This is a genomic window from Burkholderia sp. AU6039 (genome assembly GCF_002223365.1).
GTDB lineage: Bacteria > Pseudomonadota > Gammaproteobacteria > Burkholderiales > Burkholderiaceae > Burkholderia.
Map to the genome: position 1 here is coordinate 2,033,158 of NZ_NKFK01000005.1, position 15,977 is coordinate 2,049,134.

Annotated in this window: 13 protein-coding genes; 7 read left to right on the forward strand and 6 right to left on the reverse strand. The window is 68.2% G+C overall.

From position 1 onward, the window contains the following. The first annotated feature begins 159 nt into the window (after positions 1-159). Both CFB39_RS26820 and CFB39_RS26825 read left to right on the forward strand, forming a co-directional pair. Positions 160-1,257, forward strand: coding sequence for an OpgC domain-containing protein (locus tag CFB39_RS26820; protein WP_046548090.1), 1,098 nt, complete (start codon positions 160-162; stop codon positions 1,255-1,257). A 61-nt stretch (positions 1,258-1,318) separates the two neighbouring features. Continuing rightward, positions 1,319-2,254 carry an esterase family protein gene (locus CFB39_RS26825; protein ID WP_089475106.1) on the forward strand — a complete coding sequence of 312 codons (936 nt, stop codon included), beginning with the start codon at positions 1,319-1,321 and terminating at the stop codon, positions 2,252-2,254. Between the two features lie 164 nt (positions 2,255-2,418). Here the strand turns inward: CFB39_RS26825 and CFB39_RS26830 are convergent, their stop codons facing one another. Then, a complete protein-coding gene (locus CFB39_RS26830) occupies positions 2,419-3,633 on the reverse strand; it encodes an FAD-dependent monooxygenase (protein ID WP_089475107.1) in 1,215 nt (404 codons plus the stop codon). A 166-nt stretch (positions 3,634-3,799) separates the two neighbouring features. Between CFB39_RS26830 and CFB39_RS26835 the strand changes: the two genes are divergently transcribed. Both CFB39_RS26835 and CFB39_RS26840 read left to right on the forward strand, forming a co-directional pair. Beyond that, positions 3,800-4,744 (forward strand): LysR family transcriptional regulator, encoded by a 945-nt coding sequence (locus CFB39_RS26835; RefSeq protein ID WP_089475108.1) that lies wholly within the window; start codon positions 3,800-3,802, stop codon positions 4,742-4,744. Positions 4,745-4,884: 140 nt separating this feature from the next. After that, positions 4,885-5,643 (forward strand): SDR family oxidoreductase, encoded by a 759-nt coding sequence (locus tag CFB39_RS26840; RefSeq protein ID WP_089475109.1) that lies wholly within the window; start codon positions 4,885-4,887, stop codon positions 5,641-5,643. Positions 5,644-5,748: 105 nt separating this feature from the next. Here CFB39_RS26840 and CFB39_RS39675 read toward each other — a convergent pair whose 3' ends face one another. From CFB39_RS39675 to CFB39_RS26855, 4 genes are all read right to left on the reverse strand, one after another. After that, positions 5,749-5,889: a hypothetical protein gene (locus CFB39_RS39675; protein WP_256991458.1), complete on the reverse strand. Its 141-nt coding sequence runs from the start codon at positions 5,887-5,889 to the stop codon at positions 5,749-5,751. A 16-nt stretch (positions 5,890-5,905) separates the two neighbouring features. After that, complete coding sequence (locus tag CFB39_RS26845) at positions 5,906-6,994, reverse strand: retroviral-like aspartic protease family protein (RefSeq protein ID WP_174972360.1); 1,089 nt, start codon at positions 6,992-6,994, stop codon at positions 5,906-5,908. A gap of 203 nt (positions 6,995-7,197) precedes the next feature. After that, on the reverse strand, positions 7,198-8,292 hold the full coding sequence (locus CFB39_RS26850) for a TrkA family potassium uptake protein (protein WP_069251854.1): 1,095 nt from the start codon (positions 8,290-8,292) through the stop codon (positions 7,198-7,200). 82 nt (positions 8,293-8,374) lie between these two features. Next, positions 8,375-9,709 (reverse strand): FAD-binding oxidoreductase, encoded by a 1,335-nt coding sequence (locus CFB39_RS26855; protein WP_089475110.1) that lies wholly within the window; start codon positions 9,707-9,709, stop codon positions 8,375-8,377. 224 nt (positions 9,710-9,933) lie between these two features. Between CFB39_RS26855 and CFB39_RS26860 the strand changes: the two genes are divergently transcribed. Both CFB39_RS26860 and CFB39_RS26865 read left to right on the forward strand, forming a co-directional pair. Next, a complete protein-coding gene (locus CFB39_RS26860) occupies positions 9,934-10,788 on the forward strand; it encodes a helix-turn-helix domain-containing protein (protein WP_006485970.1) in 855 nt (284 codons plus the stop codon). 126 nt (positions 10,789-10,914) lie between these two features. Further along, on the forward strand, positions 10,915-12,582 hold the full coding sequence (locus CFB39_RS26865) for an ATP-dependent helicase (RefSeq protein WP_089475111.1): 1,668 nt from the start codon (positions 10,915-10,917) through the stop codon (positions 12,580-12,582). A 55-nt stretch (positions 12,583-12,637) separates the two neighbouring features. On the opposite strand, the gene CFB39_RS26870 is transcribed toward CFB39_RS26865, so the two are convergent. Continuing rightward, positions 12,638-14,197, reverse strand: a complete 1,560-nt coding sequence (locus tag CFB39_RS26870) for a methyl-accepting chemotaxis protein (RefSeq protein WP_089427209.1) — start codon at positions 14,195-14,197, stop codon at positions 12,638-12,640. Between the two features lie 229 nt (positions 14,198-14,426). Here CFB39_RS26870 and CFB39_RS26875 point away from each other — a divergent pair, with 229 nt between their 5' ends. Beyond that, positions 14,427-15,941: an MDR family MFS transporter gene (locus CFB39_RS26875; protein ID WP_089475112.1), complete on the forward strand. Its 1,515-nt coding sequence runs from the start codon at positions 14,427-14,429 to the stop codon at positions 15,939-15,941. Positions 15,942-15,977 lie beyond the last annotated feature (36 nt).

Here is a 15,977-nt window from a genome sequence, read left to right on the forward strand (position 1 = left end):
CAGCGGCACGACGGCCGGCCATCCGCGTAAACCCGATGCGCGCCGCATCGGTGGCACAATGCGCATCCGTTCGTCATTTCTTCACGAAGTCATGCTTCCCCCCGATTCATGCGCGGCGCGTGCCGGTCGCGCCCGCGGCCCGCGCCGGGAGGCGGTCCGATGACCGCACCGGCCCGGGCCGGCCGTTACGCCGAGCTCGATTTCTTCCGCGGCCTCGTGCTGCTCGTCATCGTCGTCGACCATATCGGCGGCAGCATCCTGTCGCGCGTGACGCTGCACGCTTACGCGCTGTGCGACGCGGCCGAGGTCTTCGTGTTCCTCGGCGGCTTCGCCACCGCGATCGCGTACAACTCGCTCGCCGAACGGCACGACGAAGCCGCCGCGCGCCAGCGCTTCATCCGGCGCGCGTTCGAGATCTACCGTGCATTCCTCGTAACAGCCGGCCTGATGCTGCTGATCACGGCCGCGCTGAACGCGTTCGCGATCGACGGCCCGAACATGCCGACCAACGATCTCGACGGTCTGCTCCACAAGCCGCTCGCCGCGCTGCGCGACATCCTGCTGTTCCGCCGCCAGCCGTACCTCGCGTCGGTGCTGCCGATGTACGCGTTCTTCGCGCTGCTCGTCCCGCTCACGCTGCCGCTCGCGCGCACGCAGCCGTGGCTGCTGCTCGCGTTCAGCGGATCGCTGTGGTACGCCGCGCCGCACGTCGCGCGCTTTTTGCCGACCGTCGAAGGCGCGCCGTGGGACTTCAATCCGTTCGCATGGCAGTTCCTGTTCGTGCTCGGCGTGATCGCGCGCTGCCAGCCCGTCTACCAGACGCTCGCGCCGAAGCCGCAGGGCTGGCTGCTGACGGCCGCGGCGCTCGCGATCGTCGCGGCCGGCGCGTACTACCGGCTGCGCATCGAGCCGTTCCCGACCGACCCGTCGATCAAGCAGAACCTCGGCGCGCTGCGGCTCGCGAACTTCCTCGCGATCGCATGGCTCGCGGCCAAGCTGGTCCACCTCGGCTGGATGAAGAAGGTTGCGCACGCGATGCCGTGGATCGGCACGATCGGCCGGCAGGGGCTGCTGTGCTTCGTCGCGGGCACCGCCATCTCGCTCGCGGTCGATTCGGTGCTCTACCAGGCGACCGAAGGCTATCTCGACGTGAAGCTCGGCCTGATTGCCGACGTCGTCGCAATGGGCCTGCTGTATCTCGTCGCCAAACTCTACGGGCCGCTCGTCGCGCGGCTGCCGTTCCGTTCGCGGCGATGACGCGCCGCGCCGTCATGCGCCGCTGCTACGATAGCCGGCGCCTCTCCTGAAACGATTCGACATGCGCCGACTCGCCCTTGCGTTCGCCCCCGCCCTGATCGCCGGCTCCATCGCCACCGCCCGCGCCACGCCGCCCGCGCCGGTGGCAGCGCCCGCGTCGCCGCCACCGGCCGTGCAGACCGCGACGACCCCGTCGGCCGCCCAGGAGCCCGCGCTCAATCCGGGCAGCAGCGTCGTGCTGCGCACGTTCCGGTCGGCGTCGCTGAAGCGCGACTGGTCGTACACGGTCTACCTGCCGCCCGGCTACAACCCGGAAGGCGCGCGCTACCCGGTGATGTACCTGCTGCACGGCAACGCCGGCAACGCGAACGACTGGGTCACGCAGGGCCGGCTGCAGGCCACCGCCGACACGCTGATCGAGCGCCGCGAGATCCCGCCGGTCGTGATCGTGATGCCGCAGGGCGGCACCGACTGGTACGTCGACCGCAAGGAGAAGATGCAGAGCGCGTTCCTCAACGACCTGCTGCCCGAGGTCGAAGCGCACTTCGCGGTGTCGAACCAGCGGGCGGGCCGCGCGATCGGCGGCGTGTCGATGGGCGGCTTCGGCGCGCTGCGCTTCTCGCTGCTCGAACCCGGGCTGTTCTGCGGCGCGATGCTGCTGAGCCCCGCGATCTACGCGAACGAGCCGCCGCTCAATTCCGCCGCGCGCTACGTCGGCGTGTTCGGCGACCGGCAGTTCGACCCGCGCGTGTGGCACGAGCTCAACTACCCGGCGCTGATGCGCGGCTATTTCGCGCGCAGCTGGCGAATCCCGATGTTCATCGCGGTCGGCGACGACGACCTGACCATCCAGGCCGAATCGAGCGTGCTGTACACGCAGCTGCGCCGCGCGCAGAACCCGGCCGAGCTGCGCATCGTCGACGGCGGGCACACGTGGGATGTATGGCGCGGGCTGCTCGGGCAGGGGTTGAAGTACGCGCTCGAATGCGTGAAGTGACGGCGGGCGTTGCCCCGCCCGTTTTCGTCAGGCTGGCCGGTGACCGGCGGGCCGCGGGCCGTCGACCCACGTCATGCCCGGCGAATGCAATCCCGGCGAGCCTGTCGCGCCTGATGGCGCACTCGTCGCGCTAGCCGCCGCGCCCCTGATCCAGATTGGCAGACTCAAAGCCAAGTGCCGCCCTGCCGCTCGCTCGGCTCCCCGCCCAGCGCATCGAAATCGTGAATCCAGTCCAGGTGATGCAGCACGCTGTCGCGCTCGGCCAAACGCGCATTGCGCGCCTGCGCGGCCGGCCCGTCGGGCAGGTGCAACACATCGGCCACGGAGATCGACGCGTACTGCACCTTGCGCGTGCGACCGCGACGCAGCCGCTCATACGCTTCCTTTGCTTCGCGCCAGTTGCCTGGCCCGGCCTTGGCCAGTTGCTCGGCCAGCACCACCGCATCCTCGATCGACTGGTTCGCGCCCTGCCCGTGATGCGGCACCAGCGCATGCGCGGCGTCGCCGATCAGCGTCACGCGCCCGCGGCTCCAGCGGCCGAGCGGCGGCCGGTGGAACAACCCCCAGCGCTGGCTGATCGGCACAGCGGTGATCATCTGCACCACCGCCGGATGCCAGTCCCTGAACACACGCAGTTGCTCGCCCTCTTCCGACGGCATCACCCAGTCGCGCGACGGCCACGGTGACGGATGGCGCTCGACCAGCAGGAAATTCTGGTCGCCGTCGTCGCCGATCGGATAGTGCAGCAGGTGCCCGTGCGGCCCGATCCAGTACTGCAGCGTCTCGGGATCGGGCAACAGGCTCAGCCGCGCGGCCGGCACCACGCCGCGAAACCCCGAACACCCCGAATACAGCGCATCGTCGTAGCCGAGCATCCAGCGCCGCGTGATCGAGCGCGCGCCGTCCGCGCCGATCACCAGATCGGCGTCGACGCGCACACCGTTGTCGAACGACAGCGTGACGCGATCGGGATGCTGCGCGAGATCGGTCAGCCGATGGCCGAGATGGATGGCGTCGAGGCCGACCGCCTTCGACAGCAGCGCCTGAAGATCCGCACGATGCACGCCCCAGTACGCGCCGCCGAACTGTCGGCGATAGTCGGGGGCGCCGCGATGATGGCCGATCACCGCGCCGCTGCGGCCGTCGCGATAGACGAGCCCTGGAATGTCCGCGCACACCGCATCGAAGGCCGCCCGCAATCCCATCCGTTCGTAGAAGCGCGTCGCATTGGCCGACAGCGCGACGGCCGCGCCGACTTCGCGCAACACCTCCGTCTGTTCGTAGAGCTGCGCGTCGATGCCGTGCTCGCGCAAGGCAAGCGCGAGCGTCAGGCCGCCGATCCCGGCGCCGACGATCGCAATCTTCAGGTTCGTCTGCATGATGAAGGTGTCTCCGATATTCCGATGTGGGGTCTGCGGCATGCGCAGCGGTCATGTCGAATGCATGGGCCGTATCGGTATTCTCGGGAGCGGACTTTCATCCCGCAATAAAATGACCGGAATCTGCTTCATCACTGAATGCAATGAACCCGGCGAGGCCCGACCCATGGAACTGAGCGATATCGACCTCAACCTGCTGCTGCTTTTCCAGCGGCTGATGCAGGAACGGCGCGTGTCGAGCGTCGCCGAGCAGATGAACATGAGCCAGCCGGGCGTGAGCAATGCACTCGCGAAGCTGCGCCGCCGGCTCGGCGATCCGCTGTTCGTGCGCGGGCCCGGCGGCGTGGTGCCGACGCCGTTCGCGCTGCGCCTCGCGGAACCCGTATCGCACGCGCTCGCGACGCTGCACGCCGCGCTCAACCCCGAGACCGGTTTCGATCCGCAGCGCGCCACGCGCACGCTGACGATCGGCATGACCGACATCGGCGAAGTCGTGTTCCTGCCCGCACTGCTCGAACACCTGTCGCAAGCGGCGCCGGGCATCGCGCTCAACACCGTGCGCGACACGAGCGTCAACCTCGGCGACGAAATGGCCGATGGCCGCGTCGATCTCGCGATCGGCCTGCTGCCGCAGCTCAAGGGCGGCTTCTATCAGCGCCGGCTGTTCGATCAGCGCTATGTGTGCCTGTTCCGGCGCGGCCATCCGCTCGAGGACGCGCCGCTGACGGTCGACGCGTGGCGCAATGCCGAACATCTGGTCGTGGTGTCGGCCGGCACTGGTCACGGGCAGGTGGACGAATGGCTGAAGCGCCGCCGCGTGGCGCGCCAGGTGCGGCTCACGGTGCCGCACTTCATGAGCGTCGGCTACATCCTGCAGCGCACCGACCTGATCGCGACGGTGCCCGAACATCTCGCGCAGCAGCTCGCGGCACCGTTCTCGCTGGGCTGGCGCGCATTGCCCGTCACGGTGCCGGGCGCGCCGATTCACATGCTCTGGCATACGCGGGTCCATCAGGACGAAGGGAACAAGTGGCTGCGCGATGTGGTCGTCGATCTGTTCGCGGAGTCAGGCACGCGGGCGCGGAAGGCCACTCCCGGCCGGAAGAAGTAGCCGAGGTCATCACGCCATCGCGCGTACCTGACGGTGTCGCTTGAACATGTGCACCGCGCATTTCGACTACATTGCCGAAGTGGCGATGATCCCGGTCGTCGGCCACCTCGCCCCTCTTTCAACCCGCAGGAAATCAAGCCATGTCTGTCTTCACGAAATTCGCAGCCGTCACCGGCGCCGGCTCCGGCATCGGTCGCGCGGCGGCCATCGCGCTCGCCCAGGCCGGTTACACCGTCGCGCTGCTCGGACGCACCGAGGCATCGTTGCGCGACACGCAGGACGCGATCCGCGCCGCCGGCGGTGACGCGCACGTGTTTCCTGCGGACGTCACCGACGAAGCCTCGGTCGACCACGCGTTCGCCCGGATCGCGCAGCAGTTCGGCCGGCTCGACGTGCTGTTCAACAACGCCGGCCGCAACGCGCCGCCGGTTTCCCTCGACGAATACGAATTCGACGTGTGGAACAGCGTCGTCGCGACCAACCTGACCGGCGTCTTCCTGTGTGCGCGGGCCGCGTGGCGCCTGATGAAAGCGCAAACGCCGCAGGGCGGCCGGATCATCAACAATGGCTCGATCTCGGCCCATGCGCCGCGCCCCGACACGATCGCGTACACGGCCACCAAGCATGCGGTGACCGGGATCACCAAGTCGCTGGCGCTCGACGGCCGCCGGTACAACATCGCGTGCAGCCAGATCGACATCGGCAACGCCGCGACGTCGCTCACGGAACGGATGACGCAAGGCGTCCCGCAAGCCGACGGCAGCCTCGCAGCCGAGGCGCGCATGGACGTCACGCATGTCGCGAACGCGATCGTTCAGATGGCGAACCTGCCGCTGGACACGAACATCCTGAACATGACGATCATGGCGACCGCGATGCCGTTCGTCGGCCGGGGCTGAACGAAACGCACGCGACACCCGATCCCGTCCGGCCCGCATCGCGAGACGTCACCCGCGTCATGACTGCGGACGACGTCACGTGCTGTGGGGCGAACGCGAGCTGCACTATGGTTCGAGCGCCACCGGCCGCACCGGTCGATCCAGCATGTGCGCAAAGATCGCCGCGATGTCGGCAGGCGAATAGGCAACCGGCCCTTCCAGGCCGATCCGGCGGATGCCCGCCCAGTCTTCACGCAGGAGGCCCACTCACGCCACGGTCCGGTCAGGAGCGCTGGCTGATCGACCAACGCGTCGGCGTGAACGACACCTCGAAACGGGACAGGAAAGACTGGCCGAGTAAGCCATCGATGCCGTCGCCGTATGGCGACTTGCCGCCCGCATCGACCGATACCGGCACGTCCGACGCTTCGACCGCACCGACCTTGACCGCGCGGGCCTGGGCCAGCAGTCCGTCACGGGCACCATTGGCTGTCTGCAGACGAATCCGCTTGGCTTGCTCCGTCGGAACCTGCGCGCGCCGGGCAAACGCTTCGCTTAGCGAAACATAGCTCGCGCCCGTGTCGACGATGAACACACCCTCGATGCCGTTGACCTTCGCCTTCACGCGAATCGTATTGCCCGATTGCCTGGCAAAACTCTCCTGTCCGGCCGCATACGTCGACGGGCAACTCGCATGCGACGCGTACTGCGCGATCATCCCCTTCGCCTGCGTGTTGTCCGCACGCTCCGGATCCGCCGACACCCACATCCGGATCGCACTGACCGAATCGCAGTAGCGGCCGGCCTTCGCATGCAGGTCGGCGATCCGGATGAACAGGTTGCTGGTGACTGTCGCCAGGTTCGTCGACAAAGCCAGCGCCTGCATGTAGTCCGACAATGCCGCATCGTCGCGCTGCCAGCCTTCGTTTGCGCGCCCGCGATCGAAGTAATACTGCGGTTCCGACGGGTTGTTTGCGATCAGCCGGTCGGAGACCTCCACGGCGCCCTTGAAATCGCTCACGGCCATCAGGTCGTTCGCGGCAGCACTCAGGAAACCGTCCGCGCGCCCGCATCGATCGACGAACCCGATCAGCGCGGACGCGCTTTCGCGACGGTAGCCGAGCGCATCGATCTGCGCGGCCATTCGGCCCATCGCGTCCCGATTGCAAGCCTCCCGGCTCAGTTGAACCAGCGCCCGCCGGATGTCGGGCTTCGTCATGTCGGAAACGGACATGCCGGAAAGCTTGTACGTGTCGACAGCAGGCTTGATGTCGTCGGGTACCGCGATGCCGACCTGGTCGCAGGCGGTCATGGCGACCAGCACCGCGAGCCCTGTGCCCACCTTGACGGCGCGTCGAACCGACCGGCTCATGCGCCCCTTCGAAAACGCGTGCGGCCCATCTGCGTCATGCGGGTTCCTTGTCGCCCCGCTTTCTCTCTCGATCATTCTTTTCATTGCCCCGTTCAATTCTGATTTCGCGGCCCGTTCGCGCGGGCCGATCCCTCGCGTGCGCCGGACCGGCGCCGCCTCCCTGCATCAGCGGCAACCGGTCGGCCATGTTGCCATACGAGCCGTCAAACATCCGGATCCGGAATCCGCGCCGACTGAATCACGACCAGCGTGTCCCCTTTCTCGATCCGGCACGGCGGGTCTTCATAGAACGAAAAAATCTTCCCGCATCGATCGAGCCCGACGACGATCGCGCCCGGCACGACGTTCGTCATGCAGCCGACCTCCTGCGGCATCGCCTCGCGCTCGAGCAGCGTCGCGCGGCCGCGCGTGGACAGCATGTCGTTCACGAACGGCACGATATAGCGGCTATGCACGGCATCCGCGAGCAGCAGCGCGCCGATCTTCGTCGACGACACGATCACGTCGGCGCCCGCCTGCCGCAGTTGCCGCTGATACAGGTTCTCCTGGATCCGCACGACGATCTTCGTATCGGGCGCGATACTGCGCACCGACAACGTGAGCAGGATCGCGGTCGGATCGTCGGTCACCGAAATGATCACGGCCTTCGCTTCGCGCACCTGTGCCTGCTGCAGCAGATCCTCGTGCGCGGGATCGCCGAGCAATCCCGCCACGCCGAGCGACGTCGCGGCCTCGATCGCCTGCTGCTGCGAGTCGATCACGATGAGCGTCGCCGGATCGACGCCGCTCTCGAGCAGTTCGCGCACCGCGATCGAGCCGGACAGGCCATAACCGCAGACGACGATGTGATCGGACAATTGCTTCTGCAGGCGTTTCATGCGGAATTCCTCGATGACGCGCTGGATCACGAACTGATACGCCGTGCCCAGGAAAATGAACCAGATGACGATGCGGATCGGCACGATGAAGAACGCATCGATCAGGCGCGCCCGCGCGGTGACGGGCACGATGTCGCCATAGCCGACCGTCGCGACCGTGACCATCGTGAAGTACACGAGATCGGCGACGGTCATCGGCGTGCTCTTGGTCGAATCGCGCAACCCGTCGCGATCGAGATACAGCACGAGGAACGCGAGCGTGCACAGCAGCACGACCGCGCCGATCCGGAACAGCAGCGTGCGCCGCGGCGACGTCGCGGGACGCGTGAACAGCGTGCGCGCACGCGGCGCCTGCCACGGGTTGCGGGCGCGACGCAGGCGTGAGCGCAACGAGCGGCGCTGGGCGGAGGGCGAAGCCAACGGGGAATCTCCTGAAGGATGCGGGCTCGATTCTACGATGGGTCGGCCGCGGCCGGCCGACGTCATCACGTCGATGCGTCCGTTACAGCATGCTGCGCGGCCGCACCATCGTGCCGTCGACGAAGCGCTGCGCACGAAACGCCGACAGGTCGAGCGACGGCGCGCCCGTGTCGATCCATTCGGCCAGCAGCCGCCCGACGATCGGCCCCATCGCGAAACCGTGGCCGCAGAATCCCGTCGCGATCGCGAGCCCGGACGGCGCGCCCGGCGCATCGATCACCGGAATGCCGTCGGGCAGCACGTCGATCAGGCCGGCCCAGGCCTCGACGATCTGCGCGTCCTTCAGCGCGGGAAAGATCGCCTTGAGCTTCGCGAGCGCGCGCGGCGCATGCGCGCGATTCGGCTGCGGCTGCGGATCGCGCGGCTCGATCGGCCCGGTCGCCCCGTTGATGCGGGCCAGCGCATCGCGCCACGCGGCCCCGTTCACGTGCAGCCGGAATTTGTCGCGCTGCGACCAGAACTCCGGCCAGAACAGGCTCAACCCACGCAGGTGCCCGAGCGTCAGGTCGACGTCGACCTGCATGTCGTCGGCAAGATTGATCGCACCGTTCTTGCGCTGCCGGATACCGAGGCCGTGGCCCCACACCGTCGACGCCGACACCGGCGGCACCACATTGGTGCGCATGCAGGTGCCGCGTACGGCCTGTTGCGGGAGCCGGATGCCGACGCCATCGAGCAGCCGGAAGCTGGTCGCACCGGCCGCGCAGATCACGCGCCGCGTGCGGATCGTGCCGCGCTCGGTCACGACCCCGACCACCGCACCGCCGGCCGTCTCGATCGCGGTCACGCCGCAGCCTTCGAAGAAGCGCGCGCCCGCCTCCGCGGCACGCGCGGCGAATGCGGCGGCCGCGCGACGCGGCTCGGCCTGCCCGTCGGTCGCGGTGTACAGCCCGCCGAGCGTGCGTGCCTGCGGCGAAAGGCCGCTGACGCGCTCGTCGATCTGCGCGCGCGTCAGCGTGCGTGTATCCAGCCCGTGCTCGCGCGCGACGGCGAGCCACGCATTGAACGACGCCCAGTCCGTTTCGTTGTCCGCAATATAAAGACAGCCGCCCTGCCGCCATTCGAGATCGAAACCGAGGGTTTCCTCTAACCCCTCCCAGATCTTGATGCCGGCCATCATCAGCGGCACCTCGGCCGCTTCGCGCCCCTGCTGCCGCACGAAGCCCCATGCACGGGTCGACTGCTGTCCGGCGATGCGCGACTTGTCGAGCACGACGGCCTTCAGGCCGCGCAGGCCCAGGTAATACGCGGCTGCGCAGCCCATGATGCCGGCGCCGGCGATCACGACGTCGGCTTCGTGCGGGAATGGTGTGTCGGCGCGGGTCAGGGCATCATGCAGCGGATAGGTTGTCGTCATTGTTTCCTGTCAGGCGTTAATGCATCCGAATGTGGGCGGCGGTGGTAACGTCGTGACACACCTTTCACACAAACGCACCTTTCGCCACGCTGAATAACGACCATTTTGCGGTAAAGTTATCTTTTCCGCGCGTGGCCGGTCGGCTCGCCCCTGGACGTCATGAAGACTGTCCGTCGAGACTGCCGCAAGGCGTCGTTCTGAACGTCACGATCCGTTCCCGTAGCATGACCACTGAAGCAATCACCACGGATTCCCTCGCGGTTGCCGAGCGCGTGCGCGAGCTGATGACCCGCAACGGCATCGGCAAGCGCCAGCAGACCACCGAGCTGTGCCGCATCCTCGACCTGAGTTTCTCGCAAGGCCACCGCAAACTGCGCGGCAGCAGCCCCTGGACGCTCGCGCAGATCAAGAAAGTCGCCGAAGCGTACGGCGAACCCGCCGCGCAGCTGTTCGGCGCGCAAACGCTCGACCCCGGCATGGTCGGCGCCTATTCGCAGGAGGCCGTCCTTTACGCGGGCGTCGCCGAGATTCCGTGCACCGCCTGGATCGGCGCGCCGCTCGAGGCCGGCGCGCGCCCCGAATTCGTCGCGTACGAACAGAACGGCCGCTGGCGCGTGCTGCGCCACACCGGCGTGCTTTACCAGAACGCGTACGACGTGCACAAGATCGAGATCTATCCGCGCCGCGCGGAGAGCGACAAGCTCGTCGTCGCGGTGATCGACCCCGATCGCGTCAGCGCGACCGAGCTGTGCCGCTATCTCGAACGCCAGGGTTTCGCGACCGCCGCATTCGACGGCCTCGCGCCGTTCGTCGACGCGCTGCAAGGCCAGGCGTTCGACGCGGTGCTGACCGAATGGCTGTTCGACGACAGCACGGCCGCCACCGCGATCAAGGCCGTGCGCACGTCCGACAACCCGGGCGCACCGATCTTCGTGCTGACCGGTGACCTGCTCACCGGCCGCGCGAGCGAGGCCGACATCAGCGAAGTGATCCGCGCGTTCGACGTCGTCTGCTACGAAAAGCCCGCGCGCATGGCGATCCTCAGCGCCGATCTCGCGAAACGGCTCGCCCGCGGGTAACGTCCCCGGGCCGTTCTTCCTCCTGACGGCCAACGTCCGCGCGGCACGGCGGTCGTGAACCGGTGCATAGCTCAGTACAATAGCCGCACCCGTTCACGCCCACGCCGGCTTCCGCCGCCCGACGCCATGGCCCGCCTCATCCCCGACGACTGGAAAAGCCTCGCCGCGACCGGCGCGGCCGAACGCGAGCGCGAAACGCTCGCCGCGCTCGAACACGCGCTGCCCGACAGCTACACCGTGTATCACGGCGTGCACTGGACCCGCGCCGACCAGGCGTTCTCGGTGTTCGGCGAGGCCGCGTTCGTCGTCGTGAGCCCGGCCGGCCGCGTGCTGCTGATCGAGCAGAAAGCCGGCTTCCTGCGCGAAACGCCGAAGGGGCTCGTGAAGGTCTATCTGCAGAAGGAACGCAATGTCCCGATCCAGCTCGCGCGCACGCAGGAAACGCTGCATCGGCGCCTGACGGCCGCGCTTGGCGCGGGTGTCTACGGCGTCGAGGCGCTGCTGTACTGCCCCGACTACTCGATCCGCGACGCGTCGATCGCCGGCGTCGCGGCCGACCGCATCGTCGATGCATCGCGCAAGGGGCAGCTCGCGCAGGTGATCCTGCAGATCCTGCCCGAGGACGACGAACCCTTTCCGAACGCGCCGAAGCTCCACCATTTCCTTGCGGACGAGCTCGCGCTCACGCCCGACACGAGCGCGCTCGTCGGGCAGGCCGGCACGCTCGTCACGCGGCTGTCGGGCGGGCTCGCCGCGTGGGCGCGCCAGCTCGAATTCGCGCCGTTCCGGCTGCGCGTCACCGGCACGGCCGGCTCGGGCAAGACGCAGCTCGCGGTGCAGGCGATGCGCGATGCGGTCGCGGCCGGCAAGCGCGTACTCTACGTGTGCTTCAACCGGCCGCTCGCCGATTACATCGCACGCATCGCGCCGCCCGGCGCGAAGATCGCGAACTACCACCAGCTATGCGACTGGGTCGCGCGCGACGGCGGCTATACGCCCGACTTTCAGGTACCCGGCGAATTCGAGCGGCTCGAGGCGCGCTTCGCGGCAACGCCGATTCCCGAGCGCTGGCGCTTCGACGTGCTGGTCGTCGATGAAGGACAGGATTTCCATGCGCCGTGGGCGGCCGCCCTGGCGCGCCTGCTGGCGCCGGAAGGCGCATGGTGGTGGCTGGAAGATCCGCTGCAGAACCTGTACATGCGCGAGCCCGTCGCGCTGCCGGGCTGGGTCACGCTGAAGGCGCTCACGAACTACCGCAGCCCGCGCGACCTGCTCGAATTCGTGCGCGACATCGTCGGGCGGGTCGAGCCGCTGGCGGCCGAGCTGCGCTCGGGCAGCCCGTTCGACGGTTCGGATCCGTCGGTGTCGTCGTACGGGGAAGAAGGCGCGTCGGCAGACGCACTGGCCGACGCCTGCATCGACGCGACCAAGCGGGCGATCACGCATGCGCTGTCGCTCGGCTTTCGCAAGCAGGACATCGCGGTGCTGTCGTATCGCGGCCGCGAAGGCTCGGTGCTCGCACCGCTCGACCAGCTCGGCCCGCACCGGCTCAAGAGCTTCACCGGCAAGTACGACCTGTTCGGCAACCCGGAGTATCGCGAAGGCGACGTGCTGCTCGATTCGATCTACCGCTTCAAGGGCCAGTCGGCGCCGTGCGTGATCCTCACCGAGGTCGACTTCGACACGCTCGACGCGCGTGCCGCGCGCAAGCTGTTCGTCGGCGCGACGCGTGCGACGATGAAGCTGCTGATCGTCGCGTCGTCGCGCGCGGCCGCGCAACTCGCGGCCGTCTGATGTAACGGGCGGACGGCAGGCGGGCCAGCGCCCGCCCGTCGCCGCCCACGGTCGATCAGGCGACGCGGAACGCGCCGACCGCGCGGCGCAGCCCGTCGGCCTGCTCTTCCAGCGACGCGGCCGCCGCCGCGGCCTGCTCGACGAGCGCCGCGTTCTGCTGCGACACTTGATCCATCTGCGACACCGCGCGGTTCACCTGCTCGATCCCGTCGCGCTGCTCGTTCGACGCCGCCGCGATCTCGGTCATGATGCCCGTCACGCGGCCGATCGCCTGCTGGATGTCCTGCATCGTCGCGCCGGCCGTGCCGACGAGCCGCGAGCCGGTCGCGACGCGTTCCACCGATTCGCCGATCAGCGTGCGGATTTCCTTCGCCGCCGACGCCGAACGTTGCGCGAGCGTGCGCACCTCGCCCGCGACCACCGCGAAGCCGCGACCCTGCTCGCCCGCGCGCGCGGCTTCGACCGCCGCGTTCAGCGCGAGGATGTTGGTCTGGAACGCGATGCCCTCGATCGTGCCGATGATGTCGGCGACCTTCTGCGAGCTCTGGTCGATTTCGTTCATCGTGCCGATCACTTCGCCCACCACCGTCGCGCCGCGCGTGGCGATCTCGCTCGCGGTATCCGCGCAGGCCTGCGCTTGCATCGCATTGTCCGCGTTCTGCTTCACGGTCGCGGTGAGCTGCTCCATGCTCGCGGCCGTTTCCTGCAGCGCGGACGCCTGTTCCTCGGTGCGCTGCGACAGGTCGGTGTTGCCGGCCGCGATCTGGTGCGTCGCCGTCGAGATCGCTTCGGAACCCTGGCTGACCTGGCGGACCGTATCCGCGAGGCTGCGCTGCATGCCGGTCACGCCCTTGACCAGCTCGGCCATCTCGTCACGCGACGACCAGCGCACTTCCGACGTCAGGTCGCCTTCCGACAGGCGGCGGAAATGCGACAGCAGCCGGTTCACCGGCTGGGTGATCGCGTAATGCAGGCCGATCGCACAACCGAGGCACGCGGCAAGGCCGAACGCGATACCGGCGATCGCACCCGCGCGCATCCAGCCGTAATAGGTCTGCGCGGTGTCGTACACGTCCTTGCCGCGGGCGACCTGGTACGCATCGAGCGCATCGGTCGCCTGCGTGAGCGCGACCGACAGCGGCGGCGCAACCGACATCAGCAGCCGGTCGGCCTCGTCGCGACGGCCGTCGCGGACCGCGTCGATCATCGGCTTCAGCGCCTGCCCGATCAGCGCCTGGCGCGCGGCGTCGAGGCGGCTCGCGAGCGGGCCTTCGTCGCCGTCGTGCGGCATCGACGCGTAGCCGCGCCAGGCGGTGTCGGCCTTCGCGAGATAGCTCTCGGCCTTCTTGACGAGATCGGGCACCTCCGGCGCTTCCGGATGCAGCATCGCGCGGTCGAGCGTCGTGCGCACGATCGTCAGGTTCAGGCTGGCCGCCGACAGCGCGGTCTTCGCAGCCAGTTGCTGCGTATAAGCCTCGTCGAGCGCGCGGTTCGAGCTCTGCATGCCGGCGAGGCCGATCAGCCCCGAGACGACGAGCAGCGCGGCAACGAGGCCGAGCGTGGAGAAAATCCGCGTACGGATCGAGAAACGGGAAAACAGGGCGTTCAGGTTCATGACGGGACGAGAGCGATGAAAAGTGCCGCGGCAATCGGTCCGCAGCACTCTGGATTACGGTTTGCCTGCAAAAAACTTGAGTCCGTCCCCGCTTTCCCCTGATCCCGGTCAATTTTCCGGGCCGGCAATCTCCTGTTACGGTTGCAACACATCGAGGCTGAGCAGAAATTGACCAGTCAACTATCAATGGCTATATTCGACACAATTCCCTGCCATGGCAGATGTCTCGATGACAACCGACACCCTCCTCACTCCACAGGCCGCCGAAACGGCCCGCCGCGACGCGCCGACCGGGCTGATCGTCGCCGCGCTGCTGCTCGTCATGCTGCTGTCCGCACTCGACCAGACGATCGTGTCGACCGCGCTGCCGACGATCGTCGGCGAGCTCGGCGGGCTCGACCAGTTGTCGTGGGTCGTCACCGCGTACCTGCTCTCCTCCACCGTCGTGCTGCCGTTGTACGGCAAGCTCGGCGACCTGTACGGCCGCAAGATCGTGCTGCAGGCCGCGATCGTGCTGTTCCTCGCGGGCTCCGCGCTGTGCGGCGTCGCGCAGGACATGACGCAGCTGATCGTGCTGCGCGCGTTGCAGGGGCTGGGCGGCGGCGGCCTGATGGTCGTCACGATGGCCGCGATCGGCGATCTGGTGCCGCCCGATCGCCGCGCGCGCTACCAGGGGATGTTCGGCGGCGTGTACGGCCTCGCGACGATCATCGGCCCGCTGCTCGGCGGCTTCCTGGTCGAGCACCTGTCGTGGCGCTGGATCTTCACGATCAACCTGCCGCTCGGCTTTCTCGCGCTCGCGGTGATCGGCGTCGCGTTCCGGCCGCACACCGCGCACGTGAAGCACCGGATCGACTACATGGGCGCCTCGTTCCTCGCCACCGCCCTCACCTGCGTGATCCTCTTCACGAGCGAAGGCGGCTCGCTGCTGCCGTGGACGTCGCCGCAGCTGTGGATGACGCTCGTGCTCGGCATCGTCGCGATCGGCGGCTTCATTTACGAAGAGCGGCTCGCGGCCGAGCCGATCATGCCGCTCGAGCTGTTCCGCCATCGCACCTTCGTGCTGGTCAGCCTGATCGGCTTCGTCGTCGGGATCGCGCTGTTCGGCTCGGTCACGTTCATCCCGCTCTACCTGCAGGTCGTGAAGGGCTCGACGCCGTCGCAGGCCGGGATGCAGCTGCTGCCGATGATGGGCGGGATGCTCGTGACGTCGATCGTCAGCGGCCGGCTGATCTCGCGGCTCGGCTCGTACCGGATGTTCCCGATCCTGGGCACGCTGACCGGCGGCATCGCGATGGCGCTGCTGTCGACGCTGACGCTCGATACGCCGCTGCACACGATGTATGCGTACATGGCGCTGCTCGGGATCGGCCTCGGCATGGTGATGCCCGTGCTGACCCTCGCCGTGCAGAACACGGTCGAATTCCGGCACATGGGCGTCGCGACGTCGGGCGCGACGCTGTTCCGCTCGATCGGCGGCTCGCTCGGTGTCGCGGCATTCGGCGCGCTGTTCTCGCACGGGCTGCAGTCGCGCGTAATGGCTGCGCTGCCGGCTGGCACGGCGCTGCCGCCCGCGCTCGGCCCGGCCGCCGTGCACCAGTTGCCGGATGCCGTGCGCGACGCGTACCTGCATGCGTTCGCCGGTTCGCTGCACGTCGTGTATCTGGCCGCGGCGACGGTCATCGCGATCGCGTTCGTGCTCGCGTGGTTCGTCGAGGATGCGCCGCTGCGCAAGCACCACTGAGCCTCCCGTGGATCGCGATGCGAGCATCGAGCCGCA

Coding starts and splice junctions, on each gene's coding strand:
- CFB39_RS26865 (WP_089475111.1), top strand. CDS start 10,915: ATGGCCCGCCTCATCCCCGACGACTGGAAAAGCCTCGCCGCGACCGGC.
- CFB39_RS26840 (WP_089475109.1), top strand. CDS start 4,885: ATGTCTGTCTTCACGAAATTCGCAGCCGTCACCGGCGCCGGCTCCGGC.
- CFB39_RS26845 (WP_174972360.1), bottom strand. CDS start 6,994: ATGAGCCGGTCGGTTCGACGCGCCGTCAAGGTGGGCACAGGGCTCGCG.
- CFB39_RS26875 (WP_089475112.1), top strand. CDS start 14,427: ATGACAACCGACACCCTCCTCACTCCACAGGCCGCCGAAACGGCCCGC.
- CFB39_RS26835 (WP_089475108.1), top strand. CDS start 3,800: ATGGAACTGAGCGATATCGACCTCAACCTGCTGCTGCTTTTCCAGCGG.
- CFB39_RS26830 (WP_089475107.1), bottom strand. CDS start 3,633: ATGCAGACGAACCTGAAGATTGCGATCGTCGGCGCCGGGATCGGCGGC.
- CFB39_RS26825 (WP_089475106.1), top strand. CDS start 1,319: ATGCGCCGACTCGCCCTTGCGTTCGCCCCCGCCCTGATCGCCGGCTCC.
- CFB39_RS26820 (WP_046548090.1), top strand. CDS start 160: ATGACCGCACCGGCCCGGGCCGGCCGTTACGCCGAGCTCGATTTCTTC.
- CFB39_RS26860 (WP_006485970.1), top strand. CDS start 9,934: ATGACCACTGAAGCAATCACCACGGATTCCCTCGCGGTTGCCGAGCGC.
- CFB39_RS26855 (WP_089475110.1), bottom strand. CDS start 9,709: ATGACGACAACCTATCCGCTGCATGATGCCCTGACCCGCGCCGACACA.
- CFB39_RS26870 (WP_089427209.1), bottom strand. CDS start 14,197: ATGAACCTGAACGCCCTGTTTTCCCGTTTCTCGATCCGTACGCGGATT.